This is a genomic window from Niveibacterium sp. COAC-50 (genome assembly GCF_013184235.1).
GTDB lineage: Bacteria > Pseudomonadota > Gammaproteobacteria > Burkholderiales > Rhodocyclaceae > Niveibacterium > Niveibacterium microcysteis.
This window is the reverse complement of sequence record NZ_JABCJM010000001.1, coordinates 560,082-574,404: the sequence shown is the minus strand read 5'-3', so window position 1 is coordinate 574,404 and position 14,323 is coordinate 560,082. Positions and strand designations below refer to the sequence as shown.

At 61.1% G+C, this 14,323-nt stretch carries 11 protein-coding genes; 8 read left to right on the top strand and 3 right to left on the bottom strand.

The window, feature by feature from the left end; translation table 11 throughout:
• Positions 1-31: 31 nt before the first annotated feature.
• The gene (locus HH302_RS02605) at positions 32-1,240 is read left to right on the top strand and encodes an amino acid aminotransferase (protein ID WP_172197809.1); all 1,209 of its coding nucleotides are present in this window, start codon (positions 32-34) and stop codon (positions 1,238-1,240) included.
• 48 nt (positions 1,241-1,288) lie between these two features.
• On the opposite strand, the gene HH302_RS02600 is transcribed toward HH302_RS02605, so the two are convergent.
• Positions 1,289-1,678 carry a thioredoxin family protein gene (locus HH302_RS02600; RefSeq protein WP_216661744.1) on the bottom strand — a complete coding sequence of 130 codons (390 nt, stop codon included), beginning with the start codon at positions 1,676-1,678 and terminating at the stop codon, positions 1,289-1,291.
• A gap of 137 nt (positions 1,679-1,815) precedes the next feature.
• On the opposite strand from HH302_RS02600, the gene rpmE reads away from it, so the two are divergent.
• On the top strand, positions 1,816-2,019 hold the full coding sequence (gene rpmE, locus HH302_RS02595; RefSeq protein WP_172197803.1) for a 50S ribosomal protein L31: 204 nt from the start codon (positions 1,816-1,818) through the stop codon (positions 2,017-2,019).
• A 145-nt stretch (positions 2,020-2,164) separates the two neighbouring features.
• A complete protein-coding gene (locus HH302_RS02590; RefSeq protein ID WP_172197800.1) occupies positions 2,165-3,796 on the top strand; it encodes a glycosyltransferase family 39 protein in 1,632 nt (543 codons plus the stop codon).
• A 13-nt stretch (positions 3,797-3,809) separates the two neighbouring features.
• Here the strand turns inward: HH302_RS02590 and orn are convergent, their stop codons facing one another.
• Positions 3,810-4,358: an oligoribonuclease gene (gene orn / locus HH302_RS02585; RefSeq protein ID WP_172197797.1), complete on the bottom strand. Its 549-nt coding sequence runs from the start codon at positions 4,356-4,358 to the stop codon at positions 3,810-3,812.
• 76 nt (positions 4,359-4,434) lie between these two features.
• On the opposite strand from orn, the gene HH302_RS02580 reads away from it, so the two are divergent.
• From HH302_RS02580 to HH302_RS02570, 3 genes are all read left to right on the top strand, one after another.
• Complete coding sequence (locus HH302_RS02580) at positions 4,435-5,682, top strand: M48 family metallopeptidase (RefSeq protein WP_172197794.1); 1,248 nt, start codon at positions 4,435-4,437, stop codon at positions 5,680-5,682.
• Positions 5,679-6,578 carry a ribosome small subunit-dependent GTPase A gene (rsgA, locus tag HH302_RS02575; RefSeq protein ID WP_172197791.1) on the top strand — a complete coding sequence of 300 codons (900 nt, stop codon included), beginning with the start codon at positions 5,679-5,681 and terminating at the stop codon, positions 6,576-6,578. The genes HH302_RS02580 and rsgA overlap by 4 nt, the downstream gene beginning before the upstream one ends.
• Positions 6,579-6,777: 199 nt before the next feature.
• A complete protein-coding gene (locus HH302_RS02570) occupies positions 6,778-7,809 on the top strand; it encodes an alpha/beta hydrolase-fold protein (RefSeq protein ID WP_172197788.1) in 1,032 nt (343 codons plus the stop codon).
• A gap of 273 nt (positions 7,810-8,082) precedes the next feature.
• Here the strand turns inward: HH302_RS02570 and HH302_RS02565 are convergent, their stop codons facing one another.
• Positions 8,083-11,796 (bottom strand): alpha-1,6-glucosidase domain-containing protein, encoded by a 3,714-nt coding sequence (locus HH302_RS02565; protein ID WP_172197785.1) that lies wholly within the window; start codon positions 11,794-11,796, stop codon positions 8,083-8,085.
• 392 nt (positions 11,797-12,188) lie between these two features.
• Here HH302_RS02565 and HH302_RS02560 point away from each other — a divergent pair, with 392 nt between their 5' ends.
• Positions 12,189-13,076 carry an AraC family transcriptional regulator gene (locus HH302_RS02560; protein WP_172197782.1) on the top strand — a complete coding sequence of 296 codons (888 nt, stop codon included), beginning with the start codon at positions 12,189-12,191 and terminating at the stop codon, positions 13,074-13,076.
• Positions 13,077-13,659: 583 nt separating this feature from the next.
• Complete coding sequence (locus HH302_RS02555) at positions 13,660-14,295, top strand: type II secretion system protein N (RefSeq protein ID WP_172197779.1); 636 nt, start codon at positions 13,660-13,662, stop codon at positions 14,293-14,295.
• Positions 14,296-14,323 lie beyond the last annotated feature (28 nt).

Below are 14,323 nucleotides of genomic sequence, written 5' to 3'. Positions count from 1 at the left end.
TCTGTCGCCCAAACCTGCAACTGGAGTTCCGATGACTGCCTCGATTTTCGCCGCGGTGGAGATGGCCCCGCGTGACCCGATTCTCGGCCTCAACGAAGCCTTCAACGCTGACACCCGCACCACCAAGGTGAACCTCGGCGTGGGCGTCTACTACGACGACAACGGCAAGATCCCGCTGCTCGGCGCAGTCAAGGCCGCCGAAAAGGCACGCCTGGAAGCCGCCCCGGCGCGCGGCTATCAGCCGATCGAAGGCCTCGCCGCTTACAACAACGCGGTGCAAGCACTGCTGCTGGGCAAGGATTCGGCACTCATCGCCAACGGCCAGGTCATCACCGTCGAAGCGCTTGGTGGCACCGGCGCACTGAAGGTCGGCGCCGACTTCCTCAAGCGCCTGAACCCGGGTGCCACGGTCTACATCTCCGACCCGAGCTGGGAAAACCACCGCGCCCTGTTCGAGTCCGCCGGCTTCCCGGTCGACACCTACCCGTACTACGACGCAGCGACCGGCGGTGCGAACTTCGCTGGCATGAAAGCCAAGCTCGAAAGCCTGCCGGCCGGCTCGATCATCGTGCTGCACGCTTGCTGCCACAACCCGACCGGCGCGGACATCACGGACGCCCAGTGGGAAGAAGTCGTCGCCGTATGTCGCGCGAAGGGTCTAGTGCCCTTCCTCGACATGGCCTACCAGGGCTTTGCCGATGGCATCGATGCCGATGCGATTGCCGTGCGCGCATTCTCGGCCAGTGGCCTGCAGTTCTTCGTGTCGAGCTCGTTCTCGAAATCCTTCTCGCTGTACGGCGAGCGCGTCGGTGCGCTGTCGATCATCACCGCATCGAAGGAAGAGTCGGCCCGCGTGCTGTCGCAAGTGAAGCGCGTCGTCCGCACCAACTACTCCAACCCGCCGACGCATGGCGGCGCCGTTGTCGCAGCAGTGCTTTCCAGCCCGGAACTGCGCCAGCAGTGGGAAGACGAACTTGCCGGCATGCGCCTGCGCATTCGTGAGATGCGCAAGGGCCTCGCCGAGCGCCTCGCCGCTCGCGGCGTGACGCGCGATCTGTCGTTCGTGACCCGCCAGCGCGGCATGTTCTCCTACACGGGCCTTTCGGCGGCGCAAGTCGAAGTGCTGAAGAATGAATTCGGCATCTACGCCGTCTCGACCGGCCGCATCTGTGTCGCCGCGCTCAACAGCAAGAACCTTGACTACGTCGCGGACGCCCTGGCGAGCGTGATGAAGGGCTGACCATTCGCCCAGTCAAACAAAAGCGGCGCCTCAGCGCCGCTTTTTCTTTCAGTTCGCGCGCAGCAACGCCCGCAAATTGGCATCCCGCTGCCACTCACGGCGCTCCGGCGTCGCCAGCGCATAACGCTCCGACTCATCCGGCGTCTGGGCAACATAGGTCTCAAGCAAACGCTTGAGTAAGGCGTGGTCCGGCAACACCGTACCGAAGAACAGCACCGACTCCTGACGCTGAATGAGGATCGTCGGGAAGTTCTCGACGTCAATGTCGCCAATCAGGTCGGCATGATCTTCGATGTCCACCCAAGCAAAACCCATCTTCGGAAACTGCGCAGCCAACGCTTCGAAACCCGCACGGTAGTCACGACAGGTGCCGCACCATTGCGCACAGAGGCAGGCGACAAAGAACTCCTCGCCGGGATCGACAGGAACAGGCGTCATTCGTTGCATCGCAATCGGGAACAGCGCGCATTATGCCAGCGCTGCGGGCCTTGACTTGCGCAGTCTGCGCGTGGGATGATTGCCGACTTTCCGACTTGGTCGGTCACATTCGCCGACTGCGCGCACAAGGATTCGAAATGAAAGCCGATACCCACCCGAATTACCACGACGTGAAGGTGACCTGCTCCTGCGGCAACAACTTCACGACCCGTTCGACGATGGCGAAAGACGCCTATCACGTTGAAGTCTGCTCCGAGTGCCACCCGTTCTGGACCGGCAAGCAGAAGATCGTCGATACCGCGGGCCGCGTCGAGCGTTTCCGCCAGAAGTACGGCCGCTAAGCCGACTTCGGCATTCCGAAAAAAGGCAGCTTCGGCTGCCTTTTTTGTTTGTATCACCGCCTGACACAGTCGCGACCTGCGGCCTGGCGCCCAAGCCGCTAGAATTGCGGCGATCCGCTCGTTCAGAATAATCAGAAGAAACCGCATGGCCAACGAACCGCGCGCACCCTCGACGCTGACTATCCCCTCATGGGCCCTGTGGGCGCTGTTCGCGCTATACGCACTGCCAGGCCTCATCGACCACGCACCCTGGCGCGGCGACGACGCCGCGCATTTCGGCGTGATCCATCAGATGCTCCGCACCGGAGACTGGCTTACGCTGGCGGTGGCGGACCGTCCGACCTTCGACACCGGGCCGCTCTACTACTGGCTCGGCGCGCTATTGAGCCAACTGCTCGACTGGGCGCTGCCAATCCACAACGCGGCACGCCTGGCGTCTGGCGTCTGTGTCGCAATCACGCTTTATTGCCTGGCCCGCGCAGCGCGACGCCTCTACGGCGCACCGTCGGATCGGGCTGCAGTGCTGCTGGGCCTGGGCACGCTTGGCCTGCTGACGCACGCCCACGAGTTTCAGCCACAGCTCGCGCTACTCGCATGCACCGCAGCGGCTTTCCTTGGTTTCGCGGAATTCCTTGTCGTACCGCGACACGGCGCGATCATTGCGGGCAGCGCAATCGGCCTGGCGACGCTGGCGGCCGGCCTGCCTGCTCTGCTGATTCTGATGCCGCTATGGGCGCTACTCCCCGGCCTGTGCAGCGAATGCCGCACCCCCGAGCGAAAACGAGCACTTGCGCTGGGCGCCGGCATTGCCACTGTGATCGCGCTGCTGTGGCCGCTGCTTCTGGTCACCTTCCGACCCGAACATCTGCGCCTTTGGTGGTCGAACGAGCTCGAGTCGATTACACCCCACTTTGCCCACCTGACGAACATTCGTCAGCTGCTCGAGCTTCTCGGCTGGTTCATGTGGCCGTTGTGGCCAATTGCAGTCTGGACCGTCTGGCATGAACGCAAGCGGATAAAAGAAACGAGGATCCTGCTGCCACTGGCGTCCTTGCTTCTTGCGATCCTGCTCGTCGCAACAACTGGCCCGCTGCGCCCCGCCCACGCGCTGCCGTTGATCCCGCCGCTTGTGTTGCTCGCGTCGGACGGCGCACTGAGCCTGCGCCGTGGCGCAGCCAGTGCGTTCGACTGGTTCGGCCGAATGACCTTCCTGGCCTTTGGCGTCTTTGTCTGGCTCTCCTGGTACGCGATGCACTTCGGCTGGCCAGCACCGCTGGCGCGAAACGTGGCGCGGCTGGTGCCTGATTACGTGCCGACACTGTCGGCAACTGCAGTCGCAGCGGGCATCGTCCTTTCTCTAGGCTGGCTGGCCTTGGTCGTTCGTCCCCCGCGCTCGATGCTGCGCGGCCCGCTGTCCTGGGCGGTCGGCACCAGCTTCCTGTGGGCATTGGCGATCGCGCTATTCCTGCCCTTCGTCAATCACGACAAGAGCTACGAACTTGTTGCGCGCGACCTTGCAGCGCGGATATCCGATACGCCCCATGCCTGTGTCGCCGAGAGCGGCATGGGCGAATCGCAGCGCGCCGCGCTGCTCTACTTCGCCAACCTGCGCTTCGAGGCCGCCGACCGTGGCGTGACTCGCTGCGAACTCCTGGTCGTTTATCGCAGCGGACGTTCTATGGCGCTACAGCCGGGCGCCGCGTGGGTGCCGGTTTGGGACCTCTCCCGAGGCAGGCGCCGGACCGGCGAGCAATTCACACTCTACCGGCGCCTTTGAGTCACGCGGCGCGTCAAACCACGCGCATGAAAGTATCGCGGTAGTAGCGCAACTCTTCGATCGATTCGAGGATGTCTGCTAGCGCGGTGTGCGCGCCCTGCTTCTTCAGGCCGGCAAATACCGGCGGATTCCAGCGGCGAGCAAGCTCCTTGAGCGTGCTGACATCGAGATTGCGGTAATGGAACCACGCCTCCAGCGCGGGCATGTGGCGCGCCATGAAGCGCCGATCCTGACAGATGGAGTTGCCGCACATCGGGCTGGTTCTACGCGGCACATGCTGGTCGAGAAACGCAATCATCAGCCGCTCAACCTCCGCCTCATCGGTGGTCGAGGCGCGAACGCGGTCAATCAAGCCACTCTTTCCATGGGTGTTCTTGTTCCAGTCGTCCATGGCATCGAGCACTGAATCGGGCTGATGCACGACCAGGACCGGACCTTCGGCGACCACGGTAAGCGCCGCGTCGGTTACCACGACCGCAATCTCCAGTACGCGATCGCGGTCGGGCTCCAGCCCGGTCATCTCCATGTCCACCCAGACGAGGCGGTTTGGATCCTGTGCCATAATCGCAAGCTCCTGATTCAAAGCCCCATTCTCTCATACGCGTTGCCAGCTCTCGCAACGCGGCCACCGACTGCCCATGACCGCCTCTGTTTTTTCGCTGGTTTTTCTGTTTGTCGTCGCGCTGACGCTCGGTCTGCGTTTGTGGCTGTCCTGGCGTCAGGCCCGGGCGGTATCCGCACATCGCGCTTCGGTGCCATCCCCGTTTACGGACCGCATCCCGCTGGATGCACACCAGAAGGCGGCCGACTATACGCGGGCTCGCCTTGCAGTCGGCGCAATCGAACTCATCGTCGAAACAGGTCTTCTGCTGGCACTCACCGTGGGCGGCGGTTTGCAGTGGCTATTCGACAGCGCCGCGCGCGTCTTCGATGCAGGCGGCATTTGGCACGGCGTCGCCTTCCTTTCCCTCATTGCGATCGTCTCGTTCGTGGTCGGCCTGCCGTTCTCCGTGTGGCGGACTTTCGTCACCGAGGCTCGCTTCGGCTTCAACAAGACCAGCCCGGCGACCTTCATCGGTGATCTCGCCAAGGGCGTGCTCGTCGGCGCCGCAATTGGGCTGCCGGTCATCGCGCTGGTCTTGTGGATGATGCAGGCAACGGGGAACCGTTGGTGGCTTTGGGTGTGGGCGTTCTGGCTCAGTTTCAACCTGTTGATCATGGTGCTCTACCCGGTCGTGATTGCGCCACTTTTCAACAAATTCGTGCCACTGGAAGATGGGCCGCTCAAGGAACGCATTGAAGCGCTTCTCGCGCGCTGCGGGTTCAAGAGCTCGGGCCTCTTCGTGATGGACGGATCAAAGCGCTCCGCCCACGGAAACGCCTACTTCACGGGCCTGGGTGCCGCCAAGCGCATCGTTTTCTTCGATACGCTGGTCGAACGCCTCACACCTCAGGAAGTGGAGGCCGTTCTTGCACATGAACTCGGCCACTTCAAGCTAAGGCATCTGTGGCAGCGTGTGGCGGTGATGGCCGCGATGAGCCTCGCAATCCTCGCCCTACTCGGCTGGTTGATGGGCGAAGACTGGTTCTTCGCCGGACTGGGCATGCAGTCGCACGGCGAGGCGGCCGCCCTGGCCTTGGTGCTCTTCGCTCTACCGGTTTTCACATTCCCGCTCACGCCATTGACCAGCTTGTGGTCGCGGCGACACGAGTTTCAGGCGGACGCCTACGCCGCACATCACGCACAGGCGGAGGACCTCGTCTCCGCCTTGGTCAAGCTTTATCGTGACAACGCCGGCACGCTCACGCCCGATCCGCTCTACTCGGCGTTTTATGACTCTCACCCGCCTGCGCCGATTCGCGTAGCGCACCTGCGAAGCGCATGAAGTCCGGCGTAGACGGCACTATCGTGGCCGCCTTCGGGCGGCAATACGAAGTCGAGCTGGCGGACGGTGCCCGCCTCCTGTGCTTTACCCGAGCAAAGAAGAGCAGCTACGCCTGCGGTGATCGTGTCCAGGTCAGCGCAACCGCACCAGACCAAGGCGTCATCGAGCGCCTGCTTGACCGCAGCAGCCTGCTGTATCGGGAAGACGCGTTCAAGCTGAAGCTGATCGCCGCCAACGTCACCCAGGTGGCGATCGTAGTGGCAACCGAACCGAGTTTCAGCCCCGAACTGATCACCCGCTGCCTTTGCGCGGCGGAGGATCAGGAGGTTAAGACGCTGATCATCCTCAACAAGGCGGATCTGACCGGCGGGCTTGATGCCGCGCGGGCTCTGTTGACTCCCTTTGCGGCCTTGGGCTACGAGGTCATCGAAACCTGCGCCAAGGACACCGTCGAGATTCTCCGCTCGCGCCTTGCTGGCGAGACCAGCCTGCTGGTCGGGCAATCCGGCATGGGCAAGTCGACGCTGACCAACGCCTTGATTCCAGAGGCCGACGCCACGACTGCCACGATCTCGACCGCACTCGATTCTGGCCGTCATACAACGACCTTCTCGCGGCTTTATCGTCTCCCCGGCGGCGGCACTTTGATTGATAGCCCGGGGCTGCAAATGTTCGGTCTTGCACAGCTTACGCAGACCTCGCTCGCTTGGTCGTTCCGCGAATTCCGGCCTTTCCTTGGACAATGCCGTTTCAGGGATTGTCGGCATGAGGCCGAGCCCGGCTGCGCGTTGCAATCCGCCCTGTCGGAAAAAACGATTTCGCCGCTCCGCTTTGCGCAGTATCAGCTGCTGCGGGACGAGCTCGCGCGTGCGCATCAAGCACGCGTCGGCCACTAATAAGGCCGGCTGGTTTTCAGGCCATCAGCCACAACGCCCAAGCCCTACTCGCACTCGCTGCACGTTCGATGGAACAATTAAGCCAGCCTAGGTGCGGCGCCAAACATGTTGCGCCGAATCAACGCAGCAACACCTGCGATGGCTGCGGCCACAGTGATGCAAACACCCGCTGCTAGAATTGCGGGCCCAGGAGGTATGCATGCCGTTCGGACTTCACTCGCTCATCCTCACCCAATCGGACCTCGCAGGCTCGCTTCTGCCGTGCGAATTCTCGCTTTATGCGCCATCGGCCAAAGAAGTGTTCCTGTTTGGGGACATGACTCATTGGCAGGACGGCAAAGTCCCGATGACCCGCGGTGAAGATGGCGTCTGGCACCTCAAGCTTCAGCTGCGACGCGGGCAGTGGCATTACAAATTCGACGTTGATACCCGCCGAATCCCTGATCCGCTCAATCCTCTGGTGGCCGAAGACGGAATGGGCATGGGCGAGTGTCACTCGTACCTTTTCCTCGGTGAAGGCGACTGGCTCGACAAGCCGAAAGTGCCGCGCGGAGAGCTGCTGGATCTGAACATCCCATGCACCAAACTCGGCGGCGTCCTGCCTGGCCAGCTCTACCTTCCGCCCGGCACCCGAGAAAAGGACAAGCTGCCGCTCCTCGTGTTGATGCACGGGCACCAGATGCGCGCCAATCAGTGGGCAACCAACGGCCGCATCAAGCAGTATATGGACAACCTGCTCGCGCAGGGGCTGCTGCGCCCCTTCGCGATCTACCTGCCAGGCGGTCACGCAGGCCATGCGATGCCAAAGTACGCCGATGCGGTAATTCAAACTGCCCTGCCCTGGCTGGCCAAACAGCAGCCGATCACCAACGACTCTGCACAAAGGGCGATCGGAGGCATGTCGATCAGTGAGTATGGCCCACTCGCCATCGCACTCGCTCACCCCAAGGCGTTCAGCCTTGTGGTGCCGATGAATGAGACTTTCAGCGACGCGGTGATCGCAGGCCAACTCGATAAACAGCCCTTCCGGCTGCACCTTTTCTGCACCACCGAAGGCTGTGCCCCGCCACAATACCGGCAGCTCATGGAGCGCTCGCGTTCGCTTGGCATCACCGTACCATTCATGCGCCTGGATGGCGTGCCGACGTGGCGCAACTGGAACGAAATGACGCCGGAATTCCTGGCGACGGTCTCAGATCACTTTCACCGCCAACAAAAGAAACCCAGCTAGTCGTGCCGTGCTCGTGCCGCAACAGGCGGCGGGAGCGCGAATTCGATCGCTTGCCAAGCCTTGGCGCACCGACAGTAAGCATGTAGTCGTTCAGACATTGCCAGACGCCCTGCGTCAGCCACGCAATCGCGGCGTCAGCCGCTAGGAATACATTTGCGCCGACCCGCTGCTCAATGGGGCCGCGAAGACTCAAGCTAAACACCCGCCAGAGCAAAAAAAACCGCCCAGTCGAGACTGGGCGGTTTGCTTTCAGCTTGCTCGTATCGAGTGCGATTACGGCCGGAAGGCACCGTTATCGACAGTCGCTGCAGCTGACGGGATCACATAGGTGTAGTTGCTGCCGCTCTCCCAAGCAACAGTCGATCCATTGATCTTCTGGAACTTGTAGTTGATCGCAGTGCCAGCCGTCGGGAACGTAATCGCGCAACTCCAGACCGGATAGGCATCAGCAGAACACTTGCGGAAGGAATCTGCACCATTGGTGCTCCAGTTGCCGATTTCCGGCTGATCACCAACGATATAGACGCTCTCACCGAACACCGTCGTAGCGCTGACCTTGAAAGTCACCGTCACCGGGCCGGTCGGCGCAGCAGGCGCATCCGTGCTCGTCACGAACACAACTGCAGTGCGTGCCGGGATCGAGAACTTGCCCGTCGCGTTGTCATACGTGGCGGTCTTTGCGCGCGCATCCGACCCAGAAGCCTGAACCGGGTGCAGCGTGTAGGACATGCCCTTCTGCCCATCGATCGTCAGGTCATGAGCAACCTTATCGACGTTGATGAAGTACATCACCTGCTTGAAGCCAGCATTCGCCGAGCACACCGTACCGTTAAGGTGACCGGCGATGACCGTCGGCTCTTGCGTGGTACCCGTGTTGTAGAACTTCAAACACTTCTTCACATCATCGGCACTGCGCAGACGGAACAACTGCGAGCTCTTACGGATCGCCAGCAGGTCGCGGAACATGTCGCGCGCCGCGGTGATCTGCGTGGCGCCCGGTGTGTAGTTGCCAACCACTGCTGCGGCCAGGAACGTCTTCGCCAGGTTCTGGTCACCACTGACCGGCAGACCAACACCAAAGTTGTTGTTGGTGTAGGTCCAGTCGAGGCGGTTGAACCAATCGCCAGAGTTGTAGCTGTTGTTATCCATCGACTTGGAACGGAGGATGTCCGAACCAGCATGGAAGTACGCAATACCCTGGCTGAAGCTGTTGATGGCAGCAGCCAGCGTCTGCACGCGAACCCGATCGTCGAGGCTGGTTGCCTTCGGCAGCTTAGCTACCGTTGCGTCCCAGAACGTGCGGTTATCGTGGTTCTCGTAGTAGTTAACAACTTCCTGCGGATCCGTGACATAGCCAGCCGGATCATTACCGTACTTGAACGTTTCGCCGGTCTTGACCACGCCATCGCGGGCCTCGAACGCGAACGAACGCAGGGAGCCAGCCAGGCCCACGCGGATGATGTCCGCATGATCCATCAGGCTTTCCTTCGTGGGCGTGCCCGCGACATCGTTCGGATCGTAGTACAGACCGGTCACGAAGCCCTGAGCGCGGAAGGAGTCACCATCATCACAGCAGCCACCACCACGGATACGGTCACGGGCACGGTCGCTGAAGGTGGCGATACCAGAACCATTGAGCGAGAGCTGGGATGCTTGCTCGAAGCGGGCACCACTGGCGACTTCACCAAAGTTCCAACCTTCGCCGATCAGGAACACATCACGACCCGCGGCAGTGTTCACCGTGGTCTTCAGCTGTTCCATCGTAGCCCGCGGCTGGTGACCCATGAGGTCGAAGCGGAACGAATCGATCTTGTACTGGGTAGCCCAAGTGGTGACCGAGTCGATCATCAGCTTGCCCATCATCAGGTTCTCAGTAGCCGTATTCGAACAGCAGGTCGAGTTCTCGACGCCGCCGGTCGCATTCAGGCGCTGATAGTACCCAGGGACGATACGGTCTAGAACCGAGTTAGCGTTCTGACCAGCAGCACTGGTGTGGTTGTACACCACATCCATACCGACACGCAGACCTGCCTTGTGCATCGCTGCAACCATCTTACGGAACTCGACGATACGCTTCGCACCGTCATTCGCGTCCGACGAATAGCTACCCTCAGCCGCCGTGTAATGGAAAGGATCGTAGCCCCAGTTGAAGCAATCCTTGTCCTTCACAGCATTGATGGCATCGCGCGCCTTGGTGGAATCGGCGGTCGAGCCAGCCGTATCCGGCGTGACGCAACCGACTTCAGGCACCGTCGCCAAGTCAAACACCGGCAGCAGATGCACGTCCGTCAGGCCAGCAGCCTGAAGCGCCTTGAGGTGCTTCATGCCATTCGACGTTTCTTCGGTGAAGGCCAGGTACTTGCCGCGATTTGCAGCAGAAACCGAACTGTCGTTCGCCGAGAAGTCACGCACCGACAGTTCATAGATCGACATGTCTTCCTGCGCGGCAAGAACCGGGCCGGTCGAAGCATCCCAATCTGCAGGCTTCAGATCGGCAGAGGCCAGATCTGCGATGTAGCTACGCTTCGAATCTGCGTTGAGGCTGATCGAATACGGGTCTGTAACGCGGTTACGCACGATACCGACACCGCGCACGAACACGTCAGCGACATACACGTAATACTTGCCGGTCAGGTCACCAGTCTTGGTGATCGACCACACGCCAGTCGCTGCATCGAAGGTCATCAGGTCAAGCGACTTGCCACTGCTCGTAGCGGAATCGTACAGGCCGAGCTTGACCTGCTGTGCAGTCGGAGCCCAAACCTTGAAGACCGTGTTGCCACCAACAAGCGTGACACCCAGATCCTTGACATCCTTCGCACCGGCATACAGATCGTCCATCGCACCAGCAATCTGTGCGGTGGTGGCGTTCTGCACTTTGCCCGTGTCGTTCTCCTGAACCAGTACAACTTGGTTGGTGTGCAGAGCGGCGAGCTTGTCGACATCCGCAGCCTTCACGGACAGCACGACACCTGCCGAGACATACTTGAAGCGGGTCGCAACGTCGGCCGGCACAGTGCCGCCAACATCCAGCGTCACAGAGCCGTCAGCGCCTGCAACAGCAGAATCTTTCTTCGCGACGATTTGAGCATTCTTCGAGTAGTAGAGCTTGAAGACGCCCGTGCTATCAACACGCGGCCACTGAATCAGCGACTTGGTCAGCCAATACGCTTTCGCATCCTTGGTTGAGGCCGAGCGCGTATCGGGCACTGCCGTGTAAACCGTCGCATCTTCCTGCACCAGCCAGATATCAGCGACTTGCGACGTAACGGTCAGATTCGCGTAGTTGACAACGATGTTGTCCGAACGGCCATCCTTGTTGTCGTTTCCGCCATTCGGGTTTGCCGACGTGCCATGGATGATGAACTCAAGCGACTTCTTGGTTGCATCCGTAGTCGGGTTGATGACCGGAATTTCGAAAACCACTTCGGCTGACGACACCGCCTGGTAGCCAGGCATCTTGTCGAGCGTAACCGGGGTACCCCAAGCAGGCGCGGCGTAACCGGCCGGCATGCGGGTCACGTCCATTCCGTTGGAGTCCCACAGGTGCAGGCCCCATACGTCGAACTTAGAGTCGAATCGCTTGTAGTGCACGCGAACCGTCTTGATATCAACCGGACCGGCCGTATCAGGGTTCTTCGTGTACGTGACGGTATCACCCTCGATGCGCCAGATTTCGTTGGCGCCCGGAGCAAGCGTGTAGCTCTGATCAGCGCCGCCGTGGTCCTTGGTGTCGCCCTTGTGGAACAGATACCCCACTGCGCCACTGTCTGCACTCAGAGTGGGCTTGTAGATCGCCCCGAAGGAATCGGTGCCGGTCGGGTCATAACCCTTGTTCCAGCCCGGATCAGCGCCAGCGCCCCAAGTATGAAGCTGCCAGCCGGTGTAGTCGCCAGCTTTGCGTTTGTAGTGAACGGTGAGGGTGGTAGTGGTGGCTGCAGCCGTCTTTACGTTTGCCGCAGAATCTGCGGGGACAGCATGGAGCACCTTCTGGAAGTCCGAAGAATCCAGGAACGAGAGTTCAGTCTCGGGCGCAGGCGGAGGAGGTGCGTCATCACCACCACCGCAAGCGGCCAGAATAGCCAAGCATGAAAGAGCTACCAGTGAGCGCGCACGCTTCCAGATCGCCCCAGCGCTTTGCCTTGTCATATGTCACCTCCAAGGAAAGTGTGGTTACGAGACCGCCCCATGTTGTAGTTTTGTTACTTATGTGTGCGCGCAGCCGGGGGGCGATCGAGGCGCAAATGTGCTCGTTCGGGTTACATATGTCAAGAATTCTTATGGACTCATAACGTAGTTTGACTACAGTCAAACGGCCTTCAAGGCATCCTTGCGCCTCCTGATTTCGACGCCGCCCCGCTCTACGGTAAAGTCTCGCCATGGAACGTCTACCAGCCAGTATTGTTCGCATCCAGGCCACCATCGATTACATCGACGATCATCTCGACGATCCGCTGGACATCCAGGAGCTTGCCGCCCAGACCGAGATGTCGTTCTGGCACTTCCTGCGCGTGTTCCGGGCGACCGTTGGTGAGACCGTCAAGGACTACATCCGCAGACGGCGCCTTACACGCGCGGCCTACGAGTTGCTCGAGACTCAGCAGAACATTATCGACATCGCGCTCGGTGCAGGTTTCGAGACGCATGAAGCATTCACGCGGGCATTTCGAGCGCAGTTCGGCGCCAGCCCGCGAGAGTTCCGGACCGCCGGCAAGCCGCCGCAGCTGCCGCGTGGCATCCCGCACATCACTACCGAGTATCTTGCGCACATGCATTCGGGGCTTACAACGACCCCCGAGTTCATTGACAGCCCCGCGCGACGATTGGTCGGCATCAAGACTGAGTTCTCTGTAGCACCGGAGGCTTTCGACCTCATCGAACTGGGATCGGAAGCCTGGAAGACGTTTGAACCATTGATCGCGCGCATCCCGGTGCGAGCCAACACGCTCGCCGGCCTGTGCAGCGACATTGTTGCGGCCGACGAACGAAGCATCCAGGGCTACGTCATGGCGTGCGTGGAGGTAACGGAGTTCGCCGGTCTTCCTGAAGGCGTCGTCGCACTGATGCGCCCCCCCTGCCGCGAAGCGCGCTTCCACCACCGTGGTGCAGGGCAAACGTGGGAATACACGCTGCAGTACATATTCGGCGCCTGGCTTCCCGACAGCCACTTTGCGGTCGCGGACCAACCCGCCTACTTCACCTTCGACACCACGCACTCGCCGTTTTCGGCCGATCCGGAAATGGACTACTGGCTCGCGCTCAAGTAGCCGATCGCCTAGCCCCAAAACACCCGGGGCGCAAAAAACATCAAAAGCAATTTCTGAACGACTGGACTTTGGGGATGAGCACGAGCCCCCAAAGCCCTGACAATTCCCCGCCAAGCTTCTGCCCACAGCAGCCCGCGACCGTTGCTGCAGCGCAATAATCATCAACAGCAATCCTGATCAAGACTTGAGCGCCACTGCGGACGAGTATTCATCCCGAACGCGCAACTTGATGCACGGTCACGAAGGATTCGCGAGGCGCTTCGAACACGCTCCCCCGGGCACTCGAAGCCGGCACACAGGCAGTCGCGGCGCTTATGCCGCAGGTGTTGCCAGCCTCACCCTCCTCCCCTTCGGATCCGGACTGCACCGAGCTCAAGACCTGTCGCGGCGTATCGGAAACGGTACGCAAGCTTTTCATTACGCGCAGCCGTTGGACCGGACGACCCTTGGGTCGATCCGGTCAATTTTTTTGTAGCAAGCGGTAATGACGCGAAACCCGACAACGATGATGCTTCAAACTCGCAACGCGCTCGCGTACGATTCGTCGGTTTTTGTGCCAGAGCAGACAAAGGGATTCACCTAAGTGCCCGCCCTCCCGATTCGCCGTCTCCAGTCAATTGCCCCTGCCGCAGGAACCGGCCTGCTTTGGTTGGCAGCGATTGCGCTATGGGCTTGGTTTGCCGCGAGCTGGTATTGGCGATTGTCGGCGCCGCCGGCCGCCTCCGCGCCCAATCAACTCGCAACAGACCCATCAACTGCCGCACGGGAAATCGGCACCCGCCATTTGTTTGGCGAGGTGATCGTCCAACAGCAGGTCGCTACTGCAAGCCGCTACACCTTGGTCGGCGTGGCCGCCCATTCGCGCAAGAGCCCAGGCTGGGCTGTGATCGCTGAAGACGGCAAGCCCGCGCAAGGCTTCGTGCTGGGCGACGAAATTGCGCCTGGCGTCAAACTGGTCAGTGTTTTGCCTGACAGCGTCGAAATCGAGCGGAGCGGCGCTCGCGAGCGGATCATGTTGAGCGAAGCGCCGCGGCAAGCCGGTGGCGCCACCCCTCCGCCCGCGGCGGCCCCCGGGCTGCCGCCCCAGCTTCAGTATCAGGTCAACCAAGCCGGCGGACAGCCGCCAGGCATGCAGCCCCAACGCGGCGCCCCCGGCATGGCGGGTGAAGCACCACAAGTACAGCCCGTCAGCAGCCCCGAGAATCAACCGAACCCATGATCCACTCGAACTTTGCCCGGCGAAGCAT